This is a genomic window from Streptomyces sp. NPDC090045, from assembly GCF_044747975.1.
Lineage (GTDB): Bacteria > Actinomycetota > Actinomycetes > Streptomycetales > Streptomycetaceae > Streptomyces.
On sequence record NZ_JBIVFA010000020.1, the window covers coordinates 1 to 26,523 of the forward strand.

Sequence of the window (26,523 nt, forward strand, 5' to 3'; positions counted from 1 at the left end):
GGCGCCCGCAGTTCTTCGGCGCCAAACCCCAGCTCGTCCTCAAGTCGGGCTTCCCCGCGTACGGGGTCACCGGCGACCCCAACGCCGCCACCGACACCTGCGAACCGCTGGTGCTCGGCCCGCAGTTCGGCTCGTACGGGGCCACCGCGGCCGACATCTCCGTGGCCTTCGTCTCCGCCGCGGCCGCCGCCCTCGGCTCCGACGAGATGCCGACCCGCCGGCGCCGGGTCGCCGTCCGCGGCACCCGCGGCATCGGCCCCAAGGACCTGCTCCTCAACTCCCGGGTGGGCGCGGTCGATGTGGACGCGCGCAGCGGACTCGTCTCCCTCGACGGGGAACCGCTGCGCTCCGAAGCCGCCGAGTCGGTCTCGCTCAACCGCCTGTACTTCTTGTAAGCCTGTGAGGACCCCTGCCATGACTGCACAGCCCGCCAAGCCCGTGAACGACGGCTTCCGGATGCCCGCCGAGTGGACTCCCCACGAGCGCACCTGGATGGCCTGGCCCAGCCCCAACCCCACCTTCACCAACGAGCAGGAGCTCGCCGAGGCCCGCGAGGCCTGGGGCGCCGTCGCCCGCGCGGTCCGTGCGTACGAGCCCGTGACCCTGGTCGTCTCGCCCGGCGACGCCGACAGCGCCCGCGCGATCGTCGGCGACGGCGTACAGCTGGTCGAGCAGGAGCTCGACGACGCCTGGATGCGCGACATCGGCCCGACCTTCGTCACCAACGACGCCGGCGAGATCGCGGCCGTCGACTGGACCTTCAACGGCTGGGGCGCCCAGGAGTGGGCCCGCTGGGACCACGACTCGAAGATCGCCCGGCACGTCTCGGACGTGGCCGGCACCCGTACGTACAGCACCGAGCTCGTCAACGAGGGCGGCGCCATCCACGTCGACGGCGAGGGCACCGTGCTCCTCACCGACACCGTGCAGCTGGGCGAGGGCCGCAACCCCGGCTGGACCCGCCAGCAGGTCGAGGCCGAGATCCACGCCCACCTCGGCACCACCAAGGCGATCTGGCTGCCGTACGGCCTGGCCGGCGACTACGGCACCTACGGCACCCAGGGCCACGTCGACATCGTGGCCGCCTTCGCCCGCCCCGGCGTCGTCATGGTGCACACGCAGCCCGACCCGGCCCACCCGGACCACGAGCGCTGCAAGACCATCGCCGCCATCCTGCGCGCCTCCACCGACGCGCGGGGCCGGCAGCTGGAGGTCGTGGAGATCCCCGCTCCGACCGTGCTGGAGGAGGACGGGGAGTGGGTGGACTACTCCTACATCAACCACTACCTGTGCAACGGCGGCGTGGTCCTGTGCTCCTTCGACGACCCGCGCGACGAGGAGGCGGCGGAGATCTTCCGCGGACTGTTCCCCGAGCGGACCGTGACACTCGTTGACGCACGTACGATTTTCGCCGGGGGTGGCGGTATCCACTGCATCACCCAGCAGCAGCCGAAGGTCTGACCTTCGGGAAACGGACGAGGAGTGGGCCATGGTGGCGGGTGGAGTGCCGGTACGGGCGGCGCGCAAGAACGCGCCCCCGCGCGAGGACGTACTCGTCGCCGCCATGGCCACGATCGCCGAGCGCGGCCTGGAAGGCCTGACCATGGCCGGTCTGGGCCGCGAGGTCGGCATGAGCAGCGGCCACCTCCTCTACTACTTCCGCAGCAAGGACGAGCTCCTGCTGCAGACCCTGGAGTGGAGCGAGGCGGCGCTCGGCAGCGAGCGGCGGGCCCTGCTCTCCCGCCGCGGTCCGGTCGCCGAGCGCCTGCAGGCGTACGTCGACCTGTACGTGCCCACGCAGGCCCGCGACCCGCACTGGACGCTGTGGCTGGAGGTGTGGAACCGCTCCCAGAACGCCGGCCCCCAGGAACGCGAGCGGCAGGCGGCCATCGAGGGCGCCTGGCACCGCGACCTGGTGGCCCTGCTCGCCGAGGGCATCTCCCGCGGGGAGTTCCGCCCGGTGGACGCCGAGCGCGTGGCGACCCGCATCAGGGCCCTGCTCGACGGATTCAGCATCCAGCTGGCGGTAGGTCTGCCGACGATCGGCCGGGAGGAGATCCTGGCCCACGTCCGCGAGTTCCTGACGGACACCCTGTCCCTCCGGCCGTAGATTCAGCCTCGCCGGCGTTCGAGGCGCGGGGGCTCGGGGGGCGGAGCCCCCGCAACGGCGCGGCACCCGGCCACGGGCAGGTCCGAGCGGGCCCGCCGGCCGAGGTGCCCGCATGCTGAGATACCTGTCCATCCGCGGCGAGCGGTGTGCCACACTGCCAGCGTGCCTGCTCAGCTCATGATTATCGCCAGCAGCGCGCCGGTCCCCAGTGGCCGCTGAACCGCGGAAGAACTTCGCGGAAGCGGCCACCGTGCCTCGGACCCGCGCGCAGACCTCTCGCTACCCGCGAGAGGTTTTTTCGTTTCCCGGACCATCCGAGCCGGGACCGGACCGCGCGCGATGATGGGGGCAGTGACGGCGGCCTGCCCGTTCGGCGGGCATCCGGAACCACTCATCCGACAGGAGTCAGATCAGCATGACGACGACACCAGAGGCGGCAACTGTGCGCTCAGGGGGCCTGGACGACAGCTTCCACGTCTTCGACACCACCCTGCGCGACGGTGCGCAGCGCGAGGGCATCAACCTCACGGTCGCCGACAAGCTGACGATCGCCCGGCACCTGGACGACTTCGGAGTGGGCTTCATCGAGGGCGGCTGGCCCGGCGCCAACCCCCGTGACACCGAGTTCTTCGCCCGCGCACGCGCCGAGATCGGCTTCAAGAACGCCCAGCTGGTCGCCTTCGGCGCGACCCGGCGGGCTGGCGGCACGGCAGCCGCGGACCCGCAGGTGCGGGCCCTGCTGGAGTCCGGCGCCCCCGTGATCACGCTCGTCGCCAAGTCCCACGACCGCCACGTCGAACTCGCCCTGCGCACCACCCTCGACGAGAACCTGGAGATGGTCCGCGACACCGTCTCCCACCTGGTCGCCCAGGGCCGCCGCGTCTTCGTCGACTGCGAGCACTTCTTCGACGGCTACCGGGCCAACGCCGCGTACGCGAAGGCCGTCGTCCGCACCGCCCACGAGGCCGGCGCCGACGTCGTCATCCTCTGCGACACCAACGGCGGCATGCTGCCCGCCCAGGTGACGGCCACCGTCGCCACCGTCCTCGCCGACACCGGCGCCCGCCTGGGCATCCACGCCCAGGACGACACCGGCTGCGCCGTCGCCAACACCCTGGCCGCCGTGGACGCGGGCGCCACGCACGTCCAGTGCACGGCCAACGGCTACGGCGAGCGCGTCGGCAACGCCAACCTCTTCCCCGTCGTCGCCGCCCTGGAGATCAAGTACGGGCGCAAGGTGCTCCCCGAGGGTGCGCTCGCCGAGATGACCCGCATCTCGCACGCCATCGCCGAGGTCGTGAACCTCACCCCGTCCACGCACCAGCCGTACGTCGGCGTCTCCGCCTTCGCGCACAAGGCGGGCCTGCACGCCTCGGCCATCAAGGTCGACCCCGACCTCTACCAGCACATCGACCCCGAGCGGGTCGGCAACACCATGCGGATGCTGGTCTCCGACATGGCCGGCCGCGCCTCCATCGAGCTCAAGGGCAAGGAGCTCGGCGTCGAGCTGAACGGGGACCGCGCGCTGATCTCCCGGGTCGTGGAGCGGGTCAAGGAGCGGGAGCTCCAGGGCTACACGTACGAGGCCGCCGACGCCTCCTTCGAGCTGCTGCTGCGCGCCGAGGCCGAGGGCCGGGCCCGCAAGTACTTCCGCATCGAGTCCTGGCGGGCGATCGTCGAGGACCGGCCGGACGGCACCCACGCCAACGAGGCCACGGTCAAGCTGTGGGCGAAGGGCGAGCGGATCGTCGCGACGGCCGAGGGCAACGGCCCGGTCAACGCGCTGGACCGGGCGCTGCGGGTGGCGCTGGAGCGGTTCTACCCGCAGCTGGCCAAGTTCGAGCTGGTCGACTACAAGGTCCGCATCCTGGAGGGCAAGCACGGCACGGAGTCCACGACCCGCGTGCTGATCGCCACGACGGACGGTGTCCGCGAGTGGTCCACGGTCGGCGTCGCCGAGAACGTGATCGCCGCTTCCTGGCAGGCCCTGGAGGACGCGTTCACGTACGGCCTCCTGCACGCGGGCGTCGAACCGGCCGAGTAGTCCCGGGTCCTTATGTCCTACTCACACAGGAAAGGTCCGGTTCGGGTAGCGTCATCCGTATGAGGACCAGGCTTATATCCGTACGTTTGGGATCAGTGCTGGCCGGTCTGCTGCTGGCCCTGTCGGGGACCGCGCTCGTGGCCGCCCCGCAGGCGTCGGCGGCGACCGGGGTCGCCGCCGTGGGGGAGGCCCTCAAGGACGGGCCCGTCTACGTGGACCCCCGGATGCAGGCGCAGCTGCCGCAGGCCGAGGCCGACGCGCTCGCGAAGAAGATCAAGGACGCGGGGAAGCCGGTGTTCGTCGCCGTGCTGCCCGCGACGGACGAGTTCCCCGCCGACAAGGTGTTCGGGGCCGTCAGGACCGAGACCGGCATCACCGGTCTCTACGCGATCCGGCTCGGCGACGGCTTCAGCGCCCGAGCCGACACGGCGGTCATGCCGGCCAACGCCGTACGCAACCTCACCGACGCGGTGAAGGTGGGGACGCCCGACGCGGCGACCCAGCTCGACAACTTCGTCGACCAGGCCCTGAGCCAGGCCAAGGGCACCGCCCCGGCCTCCTGGGGCACCACGGGCGCTGACACCGGCGCCCCCGTCGGCGGGCTGATCGCCCTCGGCGCGGTGGCCGCCCTCGGCGGCGGAGGCGCGTACGCGCTGGTCCGCCGCAACCGGAAGAAGAAGGAAGAGGCCCGGCGCGCGGCCCTGGAGCGCCTGAGCGTGGTCGTCGACGAGGACATCACGGCCTTCGGCGAGGAGCTCGACCGGCTCGACTTCCACCCCGGCGAGCCCGGCGCCGACGACGCCATGCGCAAGGACTTCGAGCAGGGGCTCGACTCGTACGACAAGGCCAAGCAGATCATGGGCTCGGTGCGGTACCCCGAAGAGGTCACGGGCGTCACCCAGGCCCTGGAGGACGGCCGGTACGCCCTGGCGTGCCTGGACGCGCGCCGGCAGCGGAAGCCGGTGCCCGAGCGCCGGTCGCCCTGCTTCTTCGACCCGCGTCACGGGCCGAGCACCGAGGACGCCTCGTGGGCTCCGGCCGGCGGGGCGGCCCGTACCGTGCCCGTCTGCACGGCGGACGCCGTGCGGCTGCGCGACGGCCTGGACCCGGCGGTGCGCACGGTCGACACCGAGCACGGTCCGCGGCCGTACTACGACGCCGGCCCGGCGTACGGTCCCTGGGCCGGCGGCTACTTCGGCGGCGGCATCCTGCCCGGCCTGCTCGTGGGCACGATGCTCGGTTCGATGATGTCCAGCCCCGCCTACGCCGCGGACCTCGGCGGCGGCGGCTTCGACGGCGGGGACGTCTCCGGGGCCGACTTCAACCCGTCCGATTTCGGCGGCGGGGACTTCGGCGGCGGCGGCTTCGACGGGGGCGGCGGCTTCGACGGCGGGGGCGGCTTCTAGCCGCCCCCGGGGTGCGCCGGATCCCGCCGGTCAGCCCTGCTTGACGGCCGAGATGTCGAAGGTCAGCTTCACCTTGTCGCTGACCATGACGCCGCCGGCCTCCAGTGCGGCGTTCCAGGTCAGGCCCCAGTCGGAGCGCAGGATCTCGGCGGAGCCCTCGAAGCCGACGCGCTCGTTGCCGTATACGTCCTTGGCGGAGCCCGTGAACTCCAGGTCGATGGAGAGCGGCCGCGTGACGTCCTTGATCGTCAGTTCGCCGGTGATGCGGTAGTCGTCCCCGCCGAGCTGGCGCGCCTCCGTGGAGCGGAAGGTCATCAGCGGGAAGAGCTCGGCGTCGAAGAAGTCGCTGCCCAGCAGGTGGGCGTCGCGGTCGGCGATGCCGGTGCTGACCGACGGGATCTTGACGTCGATGGAGGCCGTGGAGCGGGCCGGGTCGGCGCCGTCCAGGTGCAGGGCGCCCTCGTGCTCCGCGAAGGAGCCGCGGACGTTGGTGACCATGGCGTGGCGGACGGTGAAGCCGATGCTGCTGTGGGCGGCGTCGATGACGTAGTCGCCGGTGAGGGCGGCGAGCGCCGGGTCCACGTCCAGCGTGGTGACGGCGGCGCCGTTCTGGTGGTCGGCGGTCTGGTTACGGCGGGTGAAGAGACCCATGGCCTGCTCCTCGGTAGTGTCTGGGCGTTCTGCTCGGTCGGAAGAGTCTGTTGAACTTTCAACGACTTCAACGAGAACGACGCTAGACCCATTCCGTTTAAATTTCAACATCTAGGCGGGGTGTCAGGTCATTTTGTGAAGGTCCTACAACTGGTGAAGGTCCCGTCTGGCGGAGTCCGTACATCCTCCGGTCGTACTGTGCGGGCCACACAGCGGAAGACTCCCGAGACTGTGCGGAATGAACGGAGGTTTTTCATGGCGATCTTCGTAAGGTCGGTACATGACCGTTGTGGACCAGACCCCGAGCGAGCCGACGGACGCCCGTGGGCGCGTGGCCGAGCTGCACTCCCTGCGCGAGCAGGCGCGGCGCGGCCCCAGTGACCGCGCGACCGAGACCCAGCACGCCAAGGGCAAGCTGACCGCCCGTGAGCGCATCGCGCTGCTCCTCGACGAAGGTTCCTTCAAGGAGGTCGAACAGCTCCGCCGCCACCGCGCGACCGGGTTCGGCCTGGAGGCCAAGAAGCCCTTCACCGACGGTGTCATCACCGGCTGGGGCACGGTCGAGGGCCGCACGGTCTTCGTCTACGCGCACGACTTCCGCATCTTCGGCGGCGCCCTGGGCGAGGCCCACGCCACGAAGATCCACAAGATCATGGACATGGCCATCGCGGCCGGTGCCCCGCTGGTCTCCCTGAACGACGGCGCCGGCGCCCGTATCCAGGAGGGCGTCTCCGCCCTCGCCGGCTACGGCGGCATCTTCCAGCGCAACACCAAGGCCTCAGGCGTCATCCCGCAGATCTCGGTCATGCTCGGCCCGTGCGCCGGCGGCGCCGCGTACTCCCCGGCCCTGACGGACTTCGTCTTCATGGTCCGCGACACCTCGCAGATGTTCATCACCGGCCCGGACGTGGTCCGCGCGGTGACCGGCGAGGAGATCACCCAGAACGGCCTCGGCGGCGCCGACGTGCACGCCGAGACCTCGGGCGTCGCGCACTTCGCGTACGACGACGAGGAGACCTGCATCTCCGAGGTCCGCTACCTCATCTCGATGCTGCCCTCCAACAACCGCGAGAACCCGCCCGTCCACGAGACGAGCGACCCCGCGGACCGCCGCAGCGAGGTCCTGCTGGACCTGGTGCCCGCCGACGGCAACCGCCCGTACGACATGCTCAAGGTCATCGAGGAGATCGTCGACGAGGGCGACGTCCTGGAGATCCACGAGCGCTGGGCCCGCAACATCATCTGCGCCCTGGCCCGGATGAACGGCCAGGTCGTCGGCATCGTCGCCAACCAGCCCGGCCACCTCGCCGGAGTCCTGGACATCGAGGCCTCCGAGAAGGCCGCGCGCTTCGTCCAGATGTGCGACGCCTTCAACATCCCGATCGTCACCCTGCTCGACGTCCCCGGCTTCCTGCCGGGCGTCGACCAGGAGCACGGCGGCATCATCCGCCACGGCGCCAAGCTGCTGTACGCGTACTGCAACGCCACCGTCCCGCGGATCTCGCTGATCCTGCGCAAGGCTTACGGCGGCGCGTACATCGTCATGGACTCCCAGTCCATCGGCGCCGACCTCACCTACGCCTGGCCCACCAACGAGATCGCCGTGATGGGCGCCGAGGGTGCCGCCAACGTCATCTTCCGCAAGCAGATCGCGGACGCCGAGGACCCCGAGGCCATGCGCGTCCGCATGGTCAAGGAGTACAAGGCCGAACTGATGCACCCGTACTACGCGGCCGAGCGCGGCCTCGTCGACGACGTCATCGACCCCGCCGAGACCCGCGAGGTCCTCGTCAGCGCCCTCGCGATGCTCCGCAACAAGCACGCCGATCTGCCGTCCCGCAAGCACGGCAACCCGCCGCAGTAACCGCGAAGGAGACCTGCCACCCCATGACCACCGCCACTGACACCCTGCTGCGCGTCGAGAAGGGCAATGCCGCGCCCGAGGAGCTGGCCGCGATCACCGCGATCCTGCTCGCCCGCGCCGCCGCCACCCCCGAGGAGACCGCGATCCGCACGCCCCGCCAGGCCGGCTGGCGCCGTCTGGAGCGCACCCCGGGCTTCCGCGCCCCGCACAGCTGGCAGGGCTGAGTCCCCGAGCCCGGCGCAAGGCCCCGCACCCCGAACAGGGTGCGGGGCCTTCCGCGTACCCGGTCAGGGGCGCGGATGCCGTCCCGTACGGCCGGGCCCTGACACGCCGAAGGCCCCCGCGTCGTACGACACGGGGGCCTTTCGGATGCTGCGAACCGCTGCCGCTACCGCAGGCGCGCCATGAGGGCGTGCTCGACGAGCGTGATGAGCGCGCTCTTCGCGTCCGCCCGGTGGCGGGCGTCCGTCGTGATGATGGGGGCGTCCGGGCCGATCTGCAGGGCCTCGCGGACTTCCTCCGGCGTGTAGGGCTGGTGCCCGTCGAAGCCGTTGAGGGCGATGACGAAAGGCAGGCCGCTGTTCTCGAAGTAGTCGACCGCGGGGAAGCAGTCGGCGAGGCGGCGCGTGTCGACGAGCACGACGGCGCCGATGGCGCCGCGGACGAGGTCGTCCCACATGAACCAGAAGCGGTCCTGGCCCGGGGTACCGAAGAGGTACAGGATCAGGTCCTGGTCCAGGGTGATGCGGCCGAAGTCCATGGCGACCGTGGTGGTCGTCTTGTCACCGGTGTGGGTGAGGTCGTCGATGCCGGCGGAGGCGCTGGTCATGACGGCTTCGGTGCGCAGCGGGTTGATCTCGGACACGGCTCCGACGAACGTGGTCTTGCCCACGCCGAAGCCGCCCGCCACCACGATCTTCGCGGAGGTGGTGGAGCGAGCAGGAGCCGCTCCGCCGTTAGAGCTTGCGAAGTCCACTGAGCACCCTTTCGAGCAGTGTCACGTCTGGCTGGCCACCGGCAGACTCGTCGCCGCCGGGCTGGTGAATGGCGACAAGGCCCGCCTCCGCCAGGTCGGCGACGAGGATGCGGGCGACACCAAGAGGAATGGAGAGGAGTGCCGAGATCTCCGCGACGGATTTGATCTCCTGGCACAGGCGGCAGATGCGCTGGTGCTCGGGCAACTGCCCTTGCAGGCGCGCGGGATCGGCCGTGGTACTGACCAGCGCCTCGATGGCGAGCTGGTAGCGCGGCCGAGTACGGCCGCCGGTCATCGCGTACGGGCGCACCAGCGGGTTGTGGGCCTTCGGCGCCGGTTGCCGTGCGGCGCGCGGAGGCTGCTGCGGCGGCATCTGGTGCTGGGGCTGCTGGGGCTGTCCGTACGGCTGCTGCTGGTACGGGTTCTGCTCCGGCACGGGCCGGCTGGGAGCGGAGGGGAAGTTGAAGCGGTTCTGGTCGTGCCCACCCTGCGGCTGCTGCGCGCCGCCATAAGGATGTCCTCCGGGTGTTGTCACGTTTCCTCCTCCGACTCCAAGTACGCAGTACTCCCTGTGGAACCGCGCCACCGCACCCTACGGTGCGATGGCGCGAAACGCACTGCCTGTTTGCTAGTTGAGAAGGCTTCCCTGCAGTTCGGCGCGCAGGTCCGGGGTGAGGACACTGCCCGCGCGATCCACCAGAAGGGCCATCTCGTAGCCCACGAGGCCGATGTCGCACTCGGGGTGCGCGAGCACCGCGAGGGACGATCCGTCCGAGACGGACATGAGGAAGAGGAATCCCCGGTCCATCTCGACCACGGTCTGGTTGACGGCGCCACCCTCGAAGATGCGGGAGGCCCCGGCGGTCAGCGAGGTCAGACCGGAGGCCACGGCCGCCAGCTGATCGGCGCGGTCGCGCGGAAACCCGTCGGACATCGCCAGAAGAAGGCCGTCGGCGGAGACCACCACGGTGTGGGACACCCCTGGGGTGTTGTCCACGAAGTTGGTGATCAACCAGTTCAGGTTCTGTGCCGCCTGGCTCATCGGGCTCACACTAACGCTCCTGGTCATAGCTGTTACTTGACTGCTCAGAACCCGCGCTGCGTCCCTGCTGGACACCGCGCCGCAGGTTGCTCAACCTGCCGCGGACGTCCTCCGGAGCGCGGGAGACCTGGGGGCCGCCCTGCGGGGTCGTCTCCGCTGCGCCCTCGACCAGGTTGGCCTTGGGCACGCGCCGAGGGAGACCGGACGGGGTGACCCCGCCCGCCTTCGGCTCACGGAGTTTGGCGGCCTGCTGCCAGCGCTCGTCGTTACCCGAGCGCCAGTCGGTGCCGCCTTCCTTCCCCTGCTCCGGAGCGGCGGGCTGCTGCTGACGCGGCGACCGCTGTTCGAAGAGGGATCCGGTGGACTCCGCTTCCTGCTGTGCCGGCTGCCACTGCTGCTGGCTGCCGCGGCGCGGCAGGCCCGCTCCGGTCATCACGTGACCGGTGTCGGCAGCGGCGCCCGGACGGTCGAAGCCTACGCGTTCCGCGGCCCGTTCGGGGACGGCCTGGGATTCCGATTCGGTCCCGTAATCCTGCTGGTAGGCAGCCGGATACGTGTTCTGATCGGGCCACTCGGCCTGCTCCGACCGGGCTTCGTAGCCATTGTCGTAGCCCTGGGTGGCCGGCTGCTGGTCCGGGTAGCCGTCTTCCGTATAACCGTAGTCCTGCTGCGGGTACGCCTCGTAGCCCTGCTGTGCCTGCTGAGCCTCGTAGGAGGAGTCGTAGGCCTGTCCGGACTGCTGGTCGTAGCCCTGGTACTCCTGGTACCCGTGCTCCGGCTGGGGTTCCGGATACTCCTGGGCGGACGGGTCGGCGTACTGCTGCTGGTCCTGCGGGTAACCCACCTGGGCGGCCAGCGCGGCCCGGCGCTCCTGCTGTCCCAGGGACCGGCCCACCGGGTCGGCCGGGAGGCCGTCGGCGCCCTGCTGGTCGTACCGGGAGTCGTCGAAACCGAGTTCGGCGGCGGTGCGCAGCGGTGCGGCCTGCTGGGCCTTCTGCTCCGGGATGATCTGGGAGACCGTGAAGTCGTCGTCCGGCATGCCCTCGCCACCGCCACCGTGGGTGATGGCGTCGGGGAGCATGACCAGCGAGGTGGTGCCGGCCGCCTCGCCCGAGGGGCGCAGCTGGACGCGGATGCTGTGGCGGTCCGCCAGCCGGCCGACCACGAACAGACCCATGCGCTGCGAGATCGCGGCGTCCACGGTCGGCGGGTTGGCCAGCTTGTGGTTGATGTCCGCGAAGTCCTCGGCGGTGAGGCCGATGCCCTTGTCGTGGATCTCGACCATCACGCGGCCGTCCGGAAGACGGGTCGCGTTGACGCGGACCTTGGTCTGCGGGGAGGAGAACGTGGTGGCGTTCTCCAGCAGCTCGGCGAGCAGGTGCACGAGGTCGGTCACGGCCTGGCCGTGGATCTCGGCCTCGGAGACGCCCGAGAGCTCGATGCGCTCGTACTGCTCCACCTCGGAGGAGGCGGCGCGCAGCACGTCGACGAGGGGCACCGGCTGGTCCCAGCGGCGGCCCGGCTCCTCACCCGCGAGGATGAGGAGGTTCTCGCCGTTGCGGCGCATACGGGTGGCCAGGTGGTCCAGGCGGAAGAGGTTCTCCAGCTGGTCCGGGTCGGCCTCGTTGTTCTCCAGGTCGGTGATGAGGGTCAGCTGGCCCTCGATCAGCGACTGGTTGCGCATGGAGAGGTTCGTGAAGATCGCGTTGACGTTCCCTCGCAGGAGCGCCTGCTCGGCGGCGAGCCGGACGGCTTCCCGGTGGACCTGGTCGAAGGCGCGGGCGACCTCGCCGATCTCGTCCTGGGAGTCGATCGGGATCGGGAGGACACGGGTGTCGACCTTGCCCGGATCGGTGCGCGAGAGCTGGTCGACGAGCATCGGCAGGCGCTGCTCGGCGATGTCGAAGGCCGAGCTGCGCAGGCGGCGCATCGCGCGGCCCATCTGGCGGGCCATGAGGCCGGCCATGATGAAGGCGGCGAGCAGGGCCACGACCACGATGGCGCCGTTGACGATGGCGTCGGTGCGGGCCTCGTCGGAGACCGCGACGGCGTCGTCGACGGCCTTGGCGAGGAGTTCCTTCTCGATCTCGTCGTAGCCGTCGAACTTGGCGGTGGCGGCGGCCTGCCAGAACAGGGGGTTCGTCCCGTTCTCGGCGAGCTTCTTCTTGCTCTCGCCGCTGGCGATCGCCTCGGTCATGCCGAGGAGCGGGTTGCCGTTGGGGGCGGGCGGCGGCACGAAGCGGGTACCGGCCTGCTCGGCCTGGTGCTTGGCGTCGGCGAGCTTGGCCTTGCCCTCGTCCGACTTCTTGCCCATGACCTCCTTGAGGCGGTTCACGTCGTCCTCGGTGCCGGCCGCGACGTACTCGCCGATGGCGATTTCCTCGAGGTAGGCGTACGAGGAGAAGGCGACGAGCTGGGCCTTGCGCACGTTCTCGTCCGTGCTGGGACGGACGAGCAGGTGGGTGCCGACGGAGCGCTGCAGCGAGTTCGCCGCCTTGGCCAGCTGGACCGCGTAGACCATGCGGCCGTACGAGGTCACGTTGCCGGTGCCGAGACCGAGCTCGTTGGCGAACTGCATGAGGTAGTGCTGGACCCCGACGTAGCCCTCTTCGGTCGGGATGGGGCCGGCAGCGGAGGGGAGGTTCTTCTTGGGGGTCTCGAAGGCGGCCTGGTAGGCCTTCTCCCGGACGTCCTTGAGCTTGGGCTCTTCCGCGCGGAAGAGGTCCAGGCGCCGCTCCAGGCCCTGGTTCTTCGGCATGTCCTGGACGGCCTTGTCGAACTTCTCCTTGGCACCCGTGGTGACCGCGTACGCCTTGGTGACCTGCTCGGCGTTGGTCTGGCCGTTCAGGAGGGGCTCGGCCGTGAGGTCACGCTCGTTGAGCAGTGCCTGGCTGTACTCCGAGGCCGCCTGGACGACCCGGGCTATCTGCTCGGCGTCCTTGGCTTCGTTCCACTGGTCGACCGAGCCCTTCACCTGGAAGCCGCCCATGACCAGGCCCACGAGGGCCGGTACGAGGAGGATGGCGTTCAGGCGGGTCGGCACGCGCCAGTTGCGGGGCGAGAACTTGCTGGTGCTCCCGGGGCGCGCCGGTGGCTCCACGGGCACGTCGACGGGCGACGCGGCCGCTCGCGGCGGCGGGGTGAAGTTGCCGCGCGCGGGTTCAACCGCGGGGCTTGCATTGCTTCGCCTCACTCGACCAACAACCTTCCGGCGGTGCTACTAGCTAGTTCGTTGAATTCCAGCACGGTTAACGGCCGTGTTCCAAACAGTTGGAATCAGCCATTCCGTGATCCTTATGCCCCACGTAAATCGGACATAAAGAGCTTCCTACGGCAAAAATAGAAGGAGTTGTGCGCGTAGCGGCACCAACCGAACGCACCCCGTGGCCAACTGGCGGCAATTGTCTGTCGAAACGTTATGAACCGAGAGGGCGGGCCGTGTCCTATGACACAGCCCGCCCTCTCACGTTGTGAAGAACCCGTGGGACTTGAGTGGTGCCGCTTGAGCCGGGCTGCCTGCGTGGTGTTACTTGAGACGCGCCATGAGGGCGTGCTCGACGAGCGTGATGAGCGCGCTCTTCGCGTCCGCCCGGTGGCGGGCGTCCGTCGTGATGATGGGGGCGCCGGGGCCGATCTGCAGCGCTTCGCGGACTTCCTCCGGGGTATACGGCTGGTGCCCCTCGAAGCCGTTGAGGGCCACGACGAAAGGCAGGCCGCTGTTCTCGAAGTAGTCGACCGCGGGGAAGCAGTCGGCGAGGCGGCGCGTGTCGACGAGCACGATCGCACCGATGGCGCCGCGGACGAGGTCGTCCCACATGAACCAGAAGCGGTCCTGGCCCGGGGTACCGAAGAGGTACAGGATCAGGTCCTGGTCCAGGGTGATGCGGCCGAAGTCCATGGCGACCGTGGTGGTCGTCTTGTCACCGGTGTGGGTGAGGTCGTCGATGCCGGCGGAGGCGCTGGTCATGACGGCTTCGGTGCGCAGCGGGTTGATCTCGGACACGGCTCCGACGAACGTGGTCTTGCCCACGCCGAAGCCGCCCGCCACCACGATCTTGGCGGAGGTGGTGGAGCGGGCAGGAGCCGCTCCGCTAGATGTTCCGAAGGCCACTGAGCACCCTTTCGAGCAGCGTTACATCCGGCGTGCCGCCGGCCTCTCCATTGCCCGGCTGGTGGATGGCCACCATTCCGGCCTCCGCCAGGTCGGCGACGAGGATCCGGGCGACACCGAGCGGCATCGACAGCAGTGCGGAGACCTCGGCGACCGACTTGACCTCGCGGCACAGGGTGCAGATGCGCTGGTGCTCCGGGAGCAGGCCGGACAGGTGCATCGGATCGGCGGTGGTGCTGACCAGCGCCTCGATGGCGAGCTGGTAGCGGGGCCGGGTCCGGCCGCCGGTCATCGCGTACGGACGCACCAGCGGCTGATCGCCTTCCGAGTACGAGTCTCCGTACGCATCGGGGTAGGCGGGGGGCGGGGTCATTGATCCTCCGGGCTGGACAGCAGTGGTCAGCGTGCCGTCTGACGGGGCGGCCGGTGGGGGGAGCGGTATGACGGCCTGGCGGGGGTACTGGATTTCGGGGCGGGGCCCCGATCTCCCGGCCGGTAGTACCGTCCGGCCGGGAGATTGGGAAGTCAGCCGAGCAGGCTTCCCTGCAGTTCGGCGCGCAGGTCCGGAGTGAGGACACTGCCCGCGCGATCCACCAGAAGGGCCATCTCGTAGCCCACGAGGCCGATGTCGCACTCGGGGTGCGCCAGTACGGCGAGTGAGGATCCGTCCGAGACGGACATGAGGAAGAGGAATCCCCGGTCCATCTCGACCACGGTCTGGTTGACGGCGCCACCCTCGAAGATGCGGGAGGCCCCGGCGGTCAGGGAGGTCAGTCCGGAGGCCACGGCCGCCAGCTGATCGGCGCGGTCGCGGGGGAATCCTTCGGACATCGCCAGAAGGAGTCCGTCGGCGGAGACCACCACCGTGTGGGACACCCCGGGGGTGTTGTCCACGAAGTTGGTGATCAACCAGTTCAGGTTCTGTGCCGCCTGGCTCATCGAACTCAACTAACGCTCCTGCTGGTAAGTGGGATCGATGTGGTAACTGCCGGTCGCCGGTCCGTTGTTGCCGGCCTGACGGCCCTGCTGGATACCGCGTCGGAGGTTGGTCAGACGGCCACGGACGTCGTCCGGTGCCCGCGAGACCTGGGGGCCTGCCTGCGCCTCGGCCTGCTGCTGCGCGGTGCCGGCCACGAGGTTCGCCCGCGGGACCCGGCGGGGCAGCCCCGAGGTCGTGATCCCGCCGGCGGCGGGCTGGCGCACGCGCTCGGCCTGGCGCATCAGCTCGTCGTTCGGCGAGGACTTCCAGCTGACGGTCGGCATGCTGCCGGTCGCCGCCGCGGCGGGCTCGGCCGCCTGCTCCTGGCCGCGCTGCGGCAGCTGCTGCTGAGGCGCCGGGGCCGCAGGAGCGGACTGCTGCTGCTGGGGTACGCCCGGTCCCTGCGCGGGGGGCTGCTGCCCCTCCTCGCGGAACCAGTTCGACTCCAGCGTGTCGAATATCGGGCTGCGGCCGTCACCGGAGCTCGGGGCCGGCGGCAGCGCCTCCGGCCGGTGAGCCTGCGGCAGTCGCGGGGTCTCCGGGCGGGCGGGCGGTGCGTACGCGCCGCCGGACTGCGGAGCCTGCGGCTGCGTGTGCTGCGGCTGCTGCGGGGCCTGGGGCTGCTGACGGGCGAATCCGCCGACACCGGGGCCGCCGGGCCGCTGGGGCTGGTAGCCCGGGCGCTCGAACTGTCCGGTGGTGGACGGGTCCACGGGGCCCCGCACGTCCGGACGCTCGAACTGTCCGGTCGTGCTGGCCAGGCCGTCGCCCTGCGGCATCGGGGCGTTGAAGTCCGGGCGGGCGAACTCCGCCGTCGAACCGGGACCCGAGAGCTCGTCGTGGCCGCGGGCCTGGTCGGCGCCCCAGCTGGTCGTCTGCGGGCCGGGAAGCTCGGGACGCGGGGCACCGCCGCGCGGCGGCAGCTGCGGGCGGGCACCGTTCGGAGCCTGAGCGCCCGACTGCTGCTGGGGCTGCGGCTGCTGGGCCTGCTGCGGCTGCTGCGGCCGCTCGAAGCCGTTGCCCTGCGGGAATCCGGAGGGACCGGAGGCCGAGGGAGACGACGCCGGACGGCCCTGCGGGCCGCCGCCGAAGCCGCCGTTGGCGACCGGACCGCGGGCCGGCAGCGGCCCACCGGCGCCGAAGGCGCCCTGGCCCTGCCCCGCGGTGGTCTGACCCTGCTGCGGACGGGCACCGGGAGCACCGGGACCGCCCTGCTGCGGAGGCCGCCCGCCCTGGGGGCCCTGCGGACGCTGACCGGCGCCGTCGCGGCCCGGGAGGGCGGCGCGCTGGCCGCCCGCACCGACCTGGCCGCGCTGCGGACCCGCGCCCACGGGCGGCCGTGCGGCCGCACCGGGCACGGAAGCCTGCCCGCCGGGGGCACCCTGGGCGCCACCGGGGCCGCCCTGGCCCGGCATCGGACCCGGCTTCTTGCCGCCCTGGGCGACGTCCACCGGGAGCATGACGAGGGCCGTCGTACCGCCCGAGTCGGAGGGGCGCAGCTGGATGCGGATGCCGTGTCGCAGGGACAGGCGGCCGACCACGAACAGACCCATGCGGCGGGAGACGGAGACGTCCACGGTCGGCGGCGACGCGAGCCGCTCGTTGATCGCGGCGAGGTCCTCGGGGGAGAGGCCGATACCGGTGTCGTGGATCTCGACGAGCACCCGGCCGTCGGGCAGCGCGTGACCGGTGACCTTGACCTTGGTCTGCGGGGAGGAGAACGAGGTGGCGTTCTCCAGCAGCTCGGCGAGGACGTGCACGAGGTCGTTGACGACGCGGCCGGCGACGTCGGTGCCGGGCACCGAGGCCAGCTCGACGCGCTCGTACTGCTCCACCTCGGAGGCGGCCGCACGGAGCACGTCGACGAGCGGGACGGGTCGCGTCCACCGGCGGCCCGGCTCCTCGCCCGCGAGGACGAGGAGGTTTTCGCCGTTACGGCGCATGCGGGTCGCGAGGTGGTCGAGCTTGAAGAGCGAGGAGAGCTGGTCCGGGTCGGCCTCGCGCGACTCCAGTTCGGAGATGAGCGACAGCTGACGCTGGATGAGGCCCTGCGAGCGGCGCGAGAGGTTGGTGAACATCGCGTTGACGTTGCCTCGCAGGAGGGCCTGCTCGGCGGCGAGGCGGACGGCCTCGCGGTGCACGTCGTCGAACGCCGCGGCCACCTGGCCGATCTCGTCGCGGGTGTGCACACCGACCGACTCCACGGACGTGTCCACGTCCTGCGGGTCGGACTCGGACAGCTGCTTGACGAGCTCGGGCAGCCGGTCCTGGGCGACGCGCGTCGCGGTGTCCTGCAGGCGGCGCAGCGAGCGGATCATCGAGCGGGCCATGACGAAGGCGCCGACGAGGGAGACACCGAGGACGATGAGGATCAGGGCACCGTTGACGATGGCGTCCTGCTGGGCCTCGTTCTTCAGCTCACGGGCCTTCTGCTCCATCTCCTCGAGCAGGGTCAGCTCGATGACCTTCATGGCCGCGAGCTTGGTGCCGTCGGCGTCGTACCAGTCCAGCCACGAGCGGTTCTTCTCGCGGAGGAAGGCGTCCTGGCTGGTCAGCACGCGGCGCGCGTAGTGGTCGGCGGTGGAGATCTCCGAGTTGCTGTCGCCCAGACCCGCGAGGAGTTCCTCGGTCCGGCCCTGGTAGACGAGCTCGAAGGTGGTCTTTGCCTGCGTCTCGCCCTTCTGGGCGGAGAGGGCGTAGAGCCGGTCGTTCTCCTCCAGCTTGCCCTGGCGCTCGTTGGTGTCCGGGAGCGAGGCGGCGATGATCGCGCGCTGGATGGAGGCGTACTCCTTGGCGGCGGAGAAGGCCGCCAGGGCGCGCGTACGCTTGATCATCTCCGGGTTGGAGGTGGCCTGCGCCATGTCCTGGGAGAGCGAGAGCAGCGAGACGATCATCGCGTTGTACTCGCTGACGGTCTGCTGGGCGCCGTTGACGTACGCCTTGTCGCGGACGGTCTGGATGTTCGCGATCTGGCGGCCGATCTGCAGCACGTTGTTGCGGATCGACTTGAGGGTGTCGTCCTTCGCGCCGGTGCTGTCGACCTTGTCGGTCGCGGCGGCGAAGGCCGTGGCGGCGGTGTCGGTCTGCTTGCGGACGACGTCGACGCTGCTGGTCGTCTTGCCCTTGGAGAGTGAGAGCGGACCCGCGGAGAGGTCGCGCTCCTCCTGGAGCATGGCGGCCAGGTTGGTGGCCTGCCGGGTCATCGTCGTGAGCAGCTGCATGTGCTCCAGCTGCGCGATGTCGTTGAGCGAGTCGTTGATGCGGAAGCCACCGAGCGTGGTGGCGGCGACGACCGGCAGGGTCAGCAGCGACACCAGTCGCGTGCTGATGCGCCAGTTCTGCATGGCGAGACGAGAGCCGGGCCCACTGGGGGCCTTCGGTATCGCCACGTCCTGCTCGGCCGGCCCGGCTTTGGCCTTGCCTGCCTTGGCGGTCTTCCCACGGCCCTTCGCCTTCACCGCGGCGGAGGAGTCGGGGCTTGCGCCCTCGACAGCCGGCCCGCGGTTCTGGGCGTGCTGGGGCGAGGAGCCACGGTCGGTCCCGCCGCGCGGCTCCTGCTCCGCCGCAGCGCTGCCATCCCTCTTGAATCGTCCCTGCACTAGCGTCGCAACCTCTGGACCAGGCGTCCCGCCGGGCGACCGGTGGGACGGTGTCGAGTCGTGGGGCACGTGCGGCCCCATGGTGGTCGTCGGTGACCGGCGCGTCTCCCTCTCCTTGCCGCCGCGCTCGGCGCTGAGTCGCGCCACCTGCGCGCCGTCTGATTCCCGCGGCGGTCCCGCGAATTCCAGCACAGTGGAGGATCTCCAACAAGGTGCGCGGGTCGGCCCGGAGAGTTGGTTACGGCTTGTGACGGATGTGCTACGCGATGTGTGACCACATTCGGTAGAAACCGGACTTACGTCATGCAAACAACATGGCTGGCAAGGTGTCCCAGTCGCGATGATCAGGAGCGGAATGGCGCATTCAGTGGCGCAATGTCCGTTTCGTCGGGTGAAGTTGGCTGTCTGAATTGCCGTGAATGTCTGGTCACAGGTGAGCAAACTCACACAGCCATGGCCATTACTTCCTGGTTCGGCGGGGGATTCAGATGTTTAGCCTTGCCACTTAAAGGGTTGGCGCCAAGGTTGGTGCATCGACAGCCGACGACTCACAGATCGAACCGAGGACCCCGAACTCACATGAAGACGACGATGATGTTCCGCAACATAGCCAACCCCCGCCGCACCACCCTCGCGCACCTCAAGGACGCCGACGAGCTGCAGGCGGCCCCGGCCACCCCGGAACACTCCGTCGAGCTGCCGACGCAGACCGCCAACCCGCGCCGCACGGTCCTGATGGACGCACCGGTCGCCGTCGCCGCGCAGTAGCCGCACGGCTGCGGAACGCGAAGCCCCCCTGCTCGCCGCGTTAGCCTGGGTCCGCAGACTCCAGCCAGCGGACATACAGAGGGGCAGACGCAACACGTGCGCATCGCCAGGTTCTCGATCGACGGCAATGTCGCGTTCGGCGCGGTCGAGGGCAGCACCGCCCCCGGCGACGAAGCGACGCTCGTGCTCGACATCATCAAGGGCATCCCGTTCGCGGACTTCGAGCTCTCGGGCACGAAGGTCCCGCTGAGCAAGGTCCGGCTGCTGCCGCCCGTGCTCCCGAACAAGGTCGTGGCCATCGGCCGCAACTACGCGGAGCACGCGGCGGAGCTCGGCAACGCCATCTTTGACGATCAAGGCCGTCCGGACGCCCCGATCACCTTCTTCAAGCCCTCCACCTCGGTGGTCGGCCCGGGCGACCCCATCACGTACCCCTCCTTCTCCCAGGACGTCCACCACGAGGCGGAGCTCGCCGTGGTCATCGGACGCATGTGCCGCGAGGTCCCGAGGGAGCGCGTCAAGGACGTGATCCTCGGCTACACCTGCGCCAACGACGTCACCGCGCGCGACGTCCAGCAGCGGGAGAAGCAGTGGGCCCGGGCCAAGGGCTTCGACAGCGCTTGCCCCCTCGGCCCCTGGATCGAGACCGACCTGGACCCGGGCGACCTGACCATCCAGTGCACCGTCAACGGCGAACAGCGCCAGCTCGGCCGCACCAGCGACATGGTCCGCTCCATCGAAGACCTCGTCGTCCACATCACCGAGGCCATGACGCTGCTCCCGGGCGACGTCATCCTCACGGGGACCCCGGCTGGAGTCGGCCCCCTGAACGTCGGCGACGAGGTCGCCGTCACCATCGAAGGCATCGGCACTCTCACCAACAAGGTGATCAAGCGTGGTTAACGGACCTGTCCGCGTACGTTTCTGTCCCTCCCCGACCGGCAACCCCCACGTGGGCCTGGTCCGCACCGCCCTGTTCAACTGGGCGTTCGCCCGCCACCACGGCGGCACGTTCGTCTTCCGCATCGAGGACACCGACGCGGCCCGCGACTCCGAGGAGTCCTACGACCAGCTGCTCGCCTCGCTGCGCTGGCTCGGCTTCACCTGGGACGAGGGCCCCGAGGTCGGCGGCCCGCACGCCCCGTACCGCCAGTCCGAGCGCATGGACATCTACAAGGACGTCGCGCAGAAGCTGCTCGACGGCGGGTACGCGTACCACTGCTACTGCACCACCGAGGAGCTCGACGCGCGCCGCGCGGCCGCCCGCGCGGCCGGCAAGCCCTCCGGCTACGACGGCCACTGCCGCGAGCTCACCACCGTGCAGGTCGAGGCGTACCAGGGCGAGCACCGCCCGGCGATCGTCCGCTTCCGGATGCCCGACGAGCCGATCACCTTCACCGACCTGGTCCGTGGCGAGCTGACCTTCACCCCGGAGAACGTGCCGGACTTCGGCATCGTCCGGGCCAACGGCGCCCCGCTCTACACGCTGGTCAACCCGGTCGACGACGCGCTGATGGAGATCACGCACGTCCTGCGCGGCGAGGACCTCCTCTCCTCGACCCCCCGCCAGATCGCCCTCTACAAGGCGCTGATCGAGCTGGGCGTCGCCAAGTCCACCCCCGCGTTCGGCCACCTGCCGTACGTGATGGGCGAGGGCAACAAGAAGCTCTCCAAGCGCGACCCCGAGGCCTCGCTCAACCTGTACCGCGAGCGCGGCTTCCTCCCCGAGGGCCTGCTGAACTACCTCTCGCTCCTCGGCTGGTCCTTCTCCAAGGACCAGGACGTCTTCTCGATCGAGGAGATGGTCCAGAAGTTCGACATCGACGGCGTGAACGCCAACCCGGCGCGCTTCGACCTGAAGAAGGCCGAGTCGATCAACGGCGACCACATCCGCCTGCTTGACCCGAAGGCCTTCGCGGACGCCTGCGCCCCGTGGCTGCAGGCCCCGCACGCCAACTGGGCGCCCGAGGACTTCGACGCCGAGGCCTGGGAGCGCATCGCCCCGTACGCCCAGACCCGCGTCACCGTCCTGTCGGACATCACGGCCAACGTCGACTTCCTCTTCCTGAAGGAGCCGGTCGAGGACCAGGCCTCGTGGGACAAGGCGATGAAGGGCGAGCCGGCGGCCCTCCTGACGACGGCCCGAGAGAACCTGGCGAACGCCGACTGGTCGGACCCCGAGTCCCTCAAGCAGGCCGTCCTGACGGCCGGCGAGGCCCACGGCCTCAAGCTCGGCAAGGCCCAGGCCCCGGTCCGCGTGGCCGTCACCGGCCGCACGGTCGGCCTGCCGCTGTTCGAGTCCCTGGAGATCCTGGGTAAGGACCGCTCCCTGGCCCGCATCGACGCGACGCTGGCCAAGCTGGCCGCGTAGCCCTCCCGTGGTCCCGAAGGGGGCGGCGGCCGGATTCCCGGCCGCCGCCCCCTTCGGCGTTGTCGGAGGCGGGCCCTAGTCTCCGGGAGAACGATCACCGCTCTCTCCCGCGCTCCGGAGGCCCCCGTGCCGATGACCCCGCCCGACTACTCCTGGCACTTCACCCAGGGCTCCGCCTTCGCCTACGAGGACGGCATGACGGGGACCCTCGTCCCGGTCGTCATCGGCGACGTGACCCTGCCCACGGGCCGGGTCGTCGCCTGCGACCCCTTCGTCTGCCTCGGCGAGGGCGAAGCCGGGCCGTTCAGCGTCACGGTGGACCCGGGCCGGTACCGGGCGGAGGCCGCGATCGCCACGCTGGTGCGCCCCGGCGCCACGGCGGGACCCCGCCCGCACACCCGGGTCGCCGCCGCGCGCCTCGTGATACGGGACACGCCGACCGTGAGCTGGGAGATGGCCGTCGAGGAGGGCCAGGACCCCGCCGTCCTCGGCGAGGACGAGTTCTACGGCTACGGCGTGGACGCGGGCACCGGCTGCTTCTACGACGCCGCCGCCGACGGCTCGTTCCCCGGCACCGAGGACGAGGAAGGGGCGGTGTGGGCCGCCATGGAGGCGGTCGGCGACGGCCCCTCCGTCTTCCTGGCCGAGGGAGAGGACGGTCACACCCTCGCGGGCTTCACCTCCGGATGGGGCGACGGCTGCTACCCGACCTGGGTCGGGCGCGACACCGAGGGCCGGGTCACCTGTTTCGTGACGGACTTCATGATCGTGCCCACGGCGCAGGTGCCCGCGGCGTAGGCTCGGCCCCATGCCGATCCGCGCCGTGCTGTGGGACATCGACGACACCCTCTTCGACTACACGGGGGCCGATGCCGCCGGGCTCGCGCGGCAGCTGGAGACCGAGGAACTCACGGACCGGTACGGGACCCCCGTGCAGGCGCTCGCGCTGTGGCGGGAGATCACCGACCGGCACTGGGCCCGCTTCGCCGCGGGTGAGGGAACGTTCCAGGGACAGCGGCAGGACCGGGTGCGGGAGTTCCTGGAGCGGCCCGGGATGACCGCGGACGAGGCCGACGCCTGGTTCGACCGGTACATCGAGCACTACAAGGCCGCCTGGGCCGTCTTCCCCGACGTGGTGCCCGTACTGGACACCCTCGCGGCCGGCTACCGGCACGGGGTGCTCTCCAACTCCTCCACCGTCAACCAGGACCCCAAGCTGCGTCACCTCGGGCTGCGCGACCGCTTCGAGGTGCTGGTCTGCGCGGTCGAACTCGGGGTCAGCAAGCCCGAGGCGGCGGCTTTCCTGGCCGCGTGCGAGGCGCTCGGACTGCCGCCGGGCGAGGTGGCGTACGTGGGGGACCAGCCCGAGATCGACGCGCGCGGGGCCCGTGACGCCGGGCTGCTGGCGGTCTGGATCGACCGCGACGGCGGTCGCGGGCCCGGTCCCGACGGCGCGCACCGCATCGAGGGCCTTGACCAGCTCCCGGAGCTGCTGGCAGGGGATACCCGTTTTGGAGCACGGTCAGGCATCCGGTAATGTTCTTTCTGCGCCGCCGGAGCGGGCCGAAAGGCCGGACGGAGGCGCCACCCGAAGGAAAACCCCGCCAAGGGGTTGACTTTTGGTGGGGTATAGTGTAATTGGCAACACGAGGGTTTCTGGTTCCCTTATTCTAGGTTCGAGTCCTGGTACCCCAGCGCAGTGCAGCAGTAACGCAGTGCTTTGCCCCCGTTGTGTAGCGGCCTAGCACGCCGCCCTCTCAAGGCGGTAGCGCCGGTTCGAATCCGGTCGGGGGTACAGATCCTTCCCGCGAGATCTCTTGGGTCGCACCCGGACGTCTCGAAGTAGGATCGCTAGGGCCCCCGTTGTGTAGCGGCCTAGCACGCCGCCCTCTCAAGGCGGTAGCGCCGGTTCGAATCCGGTCGGGGGTACTGTTGGTCTGGTCTAGACCACTTTGGGCTATAGTGTAATTGGCAACACGAGGGTTTCTGGTTCCCTTATTCTAGGTTCGAGTCCTGGTAGCCCAGCGCAGTAACAGCAGCACCAGCTAGCCCCCGTTGTGTAGCGGCCTAGCACGCCGCCCTCTCAAGGCGGTAGCGCCGGTTCGAATCCGGTCGGGGGTACGCATCGAAGAGGCCCTCCGCGTCCATCGCGGAGGGCCTCTTTCGCGTTGTGTCGGCGCGCGGGACAAGTACGGGCCCGGAGGCGCGTGTTAGGACGTGTGCGGCGTCGTACGCGCCCCCGGACCCGGGGGTGAACAAGGTGGGATGGAAGGTCAGCCGGAGCGGCGCAGGGCCTCCGTGAGGCGGGCGGCCGCGTCGATGACGGCCTGGGCGTGCATCCGGCCCGGGTGGCGGGTCAGCCGCTCGATCGGCCCGGAGACCGACACGGAGGCCACCACGCGGTTCGACGGCCCGCGCACCGGCGCCGAGACGGAGGCCACGCCGGGCTCCCGCTCGCCGATCGACTGCGCCCAGCCGCGGCGCCGTACGCCCGAGAGCGCCGTCGCCGTGAAGCGCGCGCCCTGCAGCCCGCGGTGGAGCCGCTCGGGCTCCTCCCAGGCCATCAGGATCTGCGCCGCCGAGCCGGCCTTCATCGGGAGCGTCGAGCCCACCGGGACGGTGTCCCGAAGGCCCGACAGCCGCTCCGCGGCCGCCACGCAGATGCGCATGTCTCCCTGACGGCGGTAGAGCTGTGCGCTCTCGCCCGTCACGTCACGGAGGTGGGTGAGTACCGGTCCCGCCGTGGCCAGCAGGCGGTCCTCGCCGGCCGCGGCGGCGAGCTCCGCCAGCCGCGGTCCGAGGATGAACCGGCCCTGCATGTCCCTCGCCACCATCCGGTGGTGTTCCAGTGCCACGGCAAGGCGATGTGCCGTGGGTCGTGCGAGCCCTGTCGCCGCGACCAGCCCGGCGAGGGTGGCCGGACCGGACTCCAGTGCGCTCAGTACCAGAGCTGCCTTGTCGAGAACGCCGACGCCGCTAGAGTTGTCCATGAAACGATATTCGCGTCTCACACTGTGAAACGCAAGTTCAATTTTTCCAAGAACCAGCGAGTCTGTATGTGCGGGTCCACGAACCACTGGGTCCGAGCCGTCGTCCAGGACGTGGGGTACGGACGATGCGGCGCACAAGATCTCTATGAAGCGCCGGCACAACCGGCCGGCCGGAGGGAAAGCGATGGGTAGGACACTCGCGGAGAAGGTCTGGGACGACCATGTCGTCCGGCGCGCCGAAGGCGAGCCCGACCTCCTCTTCATTGATCTGCACCTGCTGCACGAGGTGACCAGCCCGCAGGCCTTCGAGGGCCTGCGTCAGGCCGGCCGCAAGGTCCGACGCCTCGACCTCACCATCGCGACCGAGGACCACAACACCCCCACCCTCGACATCGACAAGCCGATCGCGGACCCGGTCTCCCGGGCCCAGCTGGAGACGCTGCGCAAGAACTGCTCCGAGTTCGGCGTCCGCCTGCACTCGCTGGGCGACGTCGAGCAGGGCGTCGTCCACGTCGTGGGACCGCAGCTGGGTCTGACCCAGCCCGGCACCACCGTGGTCTGCGGCGACTCGCACACCTCCACGCACGGCGCCTTCGGCGCGCTGGCCTTCGGCATCGGCACGAGCCAGGTCGAGCACGTGCTGGCGACGCAGACGCTGCCGCTGGCCCGCCCGAAGACGATGGCGATCACCGTCACCGGCGCGCTGGCCGAGGGTGTCACCGCGAAGGACCTGATCCTGGCGATCATCGCCAAGATCGGCACCGGCGGCGGCCAGGGCTACATCCTGGAGTACCGCGGCGAGGCCATCGAGCAGCTCTCGATGGAAGCCCGCATGACCATCTGCAACATGTCGATCGAGGCCGGCGCCCGCGCGGGCATGATCGCCCCCGACCAGACCACCTTCGACTACCTCCAGGGCCGCGACCACGCCCCCGAGGGCGAGGACTGGGACGCGGCCGTCGCGTACTGGAAGACGCTGCGCACCGACGACGACGCGGTCTTCGACGCGGAGGTCGTCATCGACGGCACCGCGCTGTCCCCGTTCGTCACCTGGGGCACCAACCCGGGCCAGGGCGCGCCGCTGTCGGCCAACGTCCCCGACCCGGCTTCGTACGAGGACGCTTCGGAGCGCCTGGCCGCCGAAAAGGCCCTGGAGTACATGGGGTTGACCGCCGGACAGCCGCTGCGCGACATCAAGGTCGACACCGTCTTCGTAGGTTCCTGCACCAACGGCCGCATCGAGGACCTGCGCGCCGTGGCCGGGATCATCGAGGGGCGCAAAGTCGCCGACGGGGTACGGATGCTGGTCGTCCCGGGCTCGGTCCGCGTCGCCCTGCAGGCCGTGGAAGAGGGCCTGGACACGGTCTTCAAGGAGGCCGGCGCCGAATGGCGGCACGCGGGCTGTTCGATGTGTCTGGGCATGAACCCCGACCAACTGGCGCCCGGTGAACGCTCCGCGTCCACCTCCAACCGCAACTTCGAGGGCCGGCAGGGCAAGGGCGGGCGCACCCACCTGGTCTCCCCGCAGGTGGCCGCCGCCACCGCGGTGCTGGGCCATCTGGCCTCGCCCGCCGACCTGTCCGCCGCCGACGCGACCGCCGGAGTCTGAACC

General features: G+C 70.3%; 22 protein-coding genes, 5 tRNA genes and 1 pseudogene. 18 read left to right on the forward strand and 10 right to left on the reverse strand.

Features of this window, described 5'->3' with window-relative positions; genetic code table 11:
- The 5 genes and pseudogenes from ACIPYQ_RS36340 to ACIPYQ_RS36360 all read left to right on the forward strand — a co-directional run.
- Positions 1-395: pseudogene (locus ACIPYQ_RS36340) on the forward strand (urease subunit alpha); the annotation flags it as partial.
- Positions 396-414: 19 nt separating this feature from the next.
- The gene (locus ACIPYQ_RS36345) at positions 415-1,461 is read left to right on the forward strand and encodes an agmatine/peptidylarginine deiminase (RefSeq protein WP_401258496.1); all 1,047 of its coding nucleotides are present in this window, start codon (positions 415-417) and stop codon (positions 1,459-1,461) included.
- A gap of 28 nt (positions 1,462-1,489) precedes the next feature.
- A complete protein-coding gene (locus ACIPYQ_RS36350) occupies positions 1,490-2,110 on the forward strand; it encodes a TetR/AcrR family transcriptional regulator (protein ID WP_361768342.1) in 621 nt (206 codons plus the stop codon).
- A 415-nt stretch (positions 2,111-2,525) separates the two neighbouring features.
- Positions 2,526-4,154: a citramalate synthase gene (cimA, locus tag ACIPYQ_RS36355; protein WP_401258498.1), complete on the forward strand. Its 1,629-nt coding sequence runs from the start codon at positions 2,526-2,528 to the stop codon at positions 4,152-4,154.
- A 59-nt stretch (positions 4,155-4,213) separates the two neighbouring features.
- Entirely contained in the window at positions 4,214-5,560 is a 1,347-nt protein-coding gene (locus ACIPYQ_RS36360) for a hypothetical protein (protein WP_401258500.1), read from the forward strand.
- 30 nt (positions 5,561-5,590) lie between these two features.
- On the opposite strand, the gene ACIPYQ_RS36365 is transcribed toward ACIPYQ_RS36360, so the two are convergent.
- On the reverse strand, positions 5,591-6,211 hold the full coding sequence (locus ACIPYQ_RS36365; RefSeq protein WP_361768348.1) for a YceI family protein: 621 nt from the start codon (positions 6,209-6,211) through the stop codon (positions 5,591-5,593).
- Between the two features lie 280 nt (positions 6,212-6,491).
- Between ACIPYQ_RS36365 and ACIPYQ_RS36370 the strand changes: the two genes are divergently transcribed.
- On the forward strand, positions 6,492-8,075 hold the full coding sequence (locus tag ACIPYQ_RS36370) for an acyl-CoA carboxylase subunit beta (RefSeq protein ID WP_361768350.1): 1,584 nt from the start codon (positions 6,492-6,494) through the stop codon (positions 8,073-8,075).
- 23 nt (positions 8,076-8,098) lie between these two features.
- Positions 8,099-8,299, forward strand: coding sequence for an acyl-CoA carboxylase subunit epsilon (locus tag ACIPYQ_RS36375; protein ID WP_401258501.1), 201 nt, complete (start codon positions 8,099-8,101; stop codon positions 8,297-8,299).
- Positions 8,300-8,463: 164 nt separating this feature from the next.
- Here the strand turns inward: ACIPYQ_RS36375 and ACIPYQ_RS36380 are convergent, their stop codons facing one another.
- From ACIPYQ_RS36380 to ACIPYQ_RS36415, 8 genes are all read right to left on the reverse strand, one after another.
- The gene (locus ACIPYQ_RS36380) at positions 8,464-9,051 is read right to left on the reverse strand and encodes an ATP/GTP-binding protein (protein WP_073911148.1); all 588 of its coding nucleotides are present in this window, start codon (positions 9,049-9,051) and stop codon (positions 8,464-8,466) included.
- Positions 9,032-9,586 carry a DUF742 domain-containing protein gene (locus ACIPYQ_RS36385; RefSeq protein WP_319722193.1) on the reverse strand — a complete coding sequence of 185 codons (555 nt, stop codon included), beginning with the start codon at positions 9,584-9,586 and terminating at the stop codon, positions 9,032-9,034. Before ACIPYQ_RS36385 ends, ACIPYQ_RS36380 begins: the two co-directional genes overlap by 20 nt.
- A gap of 93 nt (positions 9,587-9,679) precedes the next feature.
- Complete coding sequence (locus ACIPYQ_RS36390; RefSeq protein ID WP_030037347.1) at positions 9,680-10,093, reverse strand: roadblock/LC7 domain-containing protein; 414 nt, start codon at positions 10,091-10,093, stop codon at positions 9,680-9,682.
- A 10-nt stretch (positions 10,094-10,103) separates the two neighbouring features.
- Positions 10,104-13,286 carry a nitrate- and nitrite sensing domain-containing protein gene (locus tag ACIPYQ_RS36395; protein ID WP_401258504.1) on the reverse strand — a complete coding sequence of 1,061 codons (3,183 nt, stop codon included), beginning with the start codon at positions 13,284-13,286 and terminating at the stop codon, positions 10,104-10,106.
- Positions 13,287-13,619: 333 nt separating this feature from the next.
- Positions 13,620-14,204, reverse strand: coding sequence for an ATP/GTP-binding protein (locus tag ACIPYQ_RS36400; protein ID WP_266605322.1), 585 nt, complete (start codon positions 14,202-14,204; stop codon positions 13,620-13,622).
- Complete coding sequence (locus ACIPYQ_RS36405) at positions 14,185-14,577, reverse strand: DUF742 domain-containing protein (protein ID WP_030037344.1); 393 nt, start codon at positions 14,575-14,577, stop codon at positions 14,185-14,187. Before ACIPYQ_RS36405 ends, ACIPYQ_RS36400 begins: the two co-directional genes overlap by 20 nt.
- A 152-nt stretch (positions 14,578-14,729) precedes the next feature.
- Positions 14,730-15,143 carry a roadblock/LC7 domain-containing protein gene (locus ACIPYQ_RS36410; RefSeq protein WP_030708442.1) on the reverse strand — a complete coding sequence of 138 codons (414 nt, stop codon included), beginning with the start codon at positions 15,141-15,143 and terminating at the stop codon, positions 14,730-14,732.
- 9 nt (positions 15,144-15,152) lie between these two features.
- Complete coding sequence (locus ACIPYQ_RS36415) at positions 15,153-18,782, reverse strand: nitrate- and nitrite sensing domain-containing protein (protein ID WP_401258505.1); 3,630 nt, start codon at positions 18,780-18,782, stop codon at positions 15,153-15,155.
- A gap of 579 nt (positions 18,783-19,361) precedes the next feature.
- On the opposite strand from ACIPYQ_RS36415, the gene ACIPYQ_RS36420 reads away from it, so the two are divergent.
- From ACIPYQ_RS36420 to ACIPYQ_RS36465, 10 genes are all read left to right on the forward strand, one after another.
- Positions 19,362-19,550 (forward strand): hypothetical protein, encoded by a 189-nt coding sequence (locus ACIPYQ_RS36420; RefSeq protein WP_361768357.1) that lies wholly within the window; start codon positions 19,362-19,364, stop codon positions 19,548-19,550.
- Between the two features lie 96 nt (positions 19,551-19,646).
- Complete coding sequence (locus ACIPYQ_RS36425) at positions 19,647-20,453, forward strand: fumarylacetoacetate hydrolase family protein (protein WP_361768359.1); 807 nt, start codon at positions 19,647-19,649, stop codon at positions 20,451-20,453.
- Positions 20,446-21,921 carry a glutamate--tRNA ligase gene (gltX, locus tag ACIPYQ_RS36430; RefSeq protein ID WP_361768361.1) on the forward strand — a complete coding sequence of 492 codons (1,476 nt, stop codon included), beginning with the start codon at positions 20,446-20,448 and terminating at the stop codon, positions 21,919-21,921. Before ACIPYQ_RS36425 ends, gltX begins: the two co-directional genes overlap by 8 nt.
- Positions 21,922-22,047: 126 nt before the next feature.
- Positions 22,048-22,719, forward strand: coding sequence for a DUF4241 domain-containing protein (locus ACIPYQ_RS36435; RefSeq protein ID WP_401258507.1), 672 nt, complete (start codon positions 22,048-22,050; stop codon positions 22,717-22,719).
- 10 nt (positions 22,720-22,729) lie between these two features.
- On the forward strand, positions 22,730-23,458 hold the full coding sequence (locus ACIPYQ_RS36440) for an HAD family hydrolase (protein ID WP_401258508.1): 729 nt from the start codon (positions 22,730-22,732) through the stop codon (positions 23,456-23,458).
- Between the two features lie 86 nt (positions 23,459-23,544).
- Positions 23,545-23,616: transfer RNA gene (locus ACIPYQ_RS36445), tRNA-Gln, on the forward strand.
- A 27-nt stretch (positions 23,617-23,643) separates the two neighbouring features.
- Positions 23,644-23,716, forward strand: a tRNA-Glu gene (locus ACIPYQ_RS36450).
- Between the two features lie 61 nt (positions 23,717-23,777).
- Positions 23,778-23,850: transfer RNA gene (locus ACIPYQ_RS36455), tRNA-Glu, on the forward strand.
- A 24-nt stretch (positions 23,851-23,874) separates the two neighbouring features.
- Positions 23,875-23,946, forward strand: a tRNA-Gln gene (locus tag ACIPYQ_RS36460).
- Between the two features lie 23 nt (positions 23,947-23,969).
- Positions 23,970-24,042, forward strand: a tRNA-Glu gene (locus tag ACIPYQ_RS36465).
- Positions 24,043-24,194: 152 nt separating this feature from the next.
- Here ACIPYQ_RS36465 and ndgR read toward each other — a convergent pair.
- Positions 24,195-24,911, reverse strand: a complete 717-nt coding sequence (gene ndgR / locus ACIPYQ_RS36470; RefSeq protein WP_007266782.1) for an IclR family transcriptional regulator NdgR — start codon at positions 24,909-24,911, stop codon at positions 24,195-24,197.
- A gap of 184 nt (positions 24,912-25,095) precedes the next feature.
- Here ndgR and leuC point away from each other — a divergent pair, with 184 nt between their 5' ends.
- A complete protein-coding gene (leuC, locus tag ACIPYQ_RS36475; RefSeq protein ID WP_361768367.1) occupies positions 25,096-26,520 on the forward strand; it encodes a 3-isopropylmalate dehydratase large subunit in 1,425 nt (474 codons plus the stop codon).
- Positions 26,521-26,523 lie beyond the last annotated feature (3 nt).

Excerpts from the sequence above, each read along its gene's own strand:
- ACIPYQ_RS36345 (WP_401258496.1), top strand. The coding sequence starts at position 415 with ATGACTGCACAGCCCGCCAAGCCCGTGAACGACGGCTTCCGGATGCCC.
- ACIPYQ_RS36350 (WP_361768342.1), top strand. The coding sequence starts at position 1,490 with ATGGTGGCGGGTGGAGTGCCGGTACGGGCGGCGCGCAAGAACGCGCCC.
- cimA (WP_401258498.1), top strand. The coding sequence starts at position 2,526 with ATGACGACGACACCAGAGGCGGCAACTGTGCGCTCAGGGGGCCTGGAC.
- ACIPYQ_RS36360 (WP_401258500.1), top strand. The coding sequence starts at position 4,214 with ATGAGGACCAGGCTTATATCCGTACGTTTGGGATCAGTGCTGGCCGGT.
- ACIPYQ_RS36365 (WP_361768348.1), bottom strand. The coding sequence starts at position 6,211 with ATGGGTCTCTTCACCCGCCGTAACCAGACCGCCGACCACCAGAACGGC.
- ACIPYQ_RS36370 (WP_361768350.1), top strand. The coding sequence starts at position 6,492 with ATGACCGTTGTGGACCAGACCCCGAGCGAGCCGACGGACGCCCGTGGG.
- ACIPYQ_RS36375 (WP_401258501.1), top strand. The coding sequence starts at position 8,099 with ATGACCACCGCCACTGACACCCTGCTGCGCGTCGAGAAGGGCAATGCC.
- ACIPYQ_RS36390 (WP_030037347.1), bottom strand. The coding sequence starts at position 10,093 with ATGAGCCAGGCGGCACAGAACCTGAACTGGTTGATCACCAACTTCGTG.
- ACIPYQ_RS36405 (WP_030037344.1), bottom strand. The coding sequence starts at position 14,577 with ATGACCCCGCCCCCCGCCTACCCCGATGCGTACGGAGACTCGTACTCG.
- ACIPYQ_RS36410 (WP_030708442.1), bottom strand. The coding sequence starts at position 15,143 with ATGAGCCAGGCGGCACAGAACCTGAACTGGTTGATCACCAACTTCGTG.
- ACIPYQ_RS36420 (WP_361768357.1), top strand. The coding sequence starts at position 19,362 with ATGAAGACGACGATGATGTTCCGCAACATAGCCAACCCCCGCCGCACC.
- ACIPYQ_RS36440 (WP_401258508.1), top strand. The coding sequence starts at position 22,730 with ATGCCGATCCGCGCCGTGCTGTGGGACATCGACGACACCCTCTTCGAC.
- ndgR (WP_007266782.1), bottom strand. The coding sequence starts at position 24,911 with ATGGACAACTCTAGCGGCGTCGGCGTTCTCGACAAGGCAGCTCTGGTA.
- leuC (WP_361768367.1), top strand. The coding sequence starts at position 25,096 with ATGGGTAGGACACTCGCGGAGAAGGTCTGGGACGACCATGTCGTCCGG.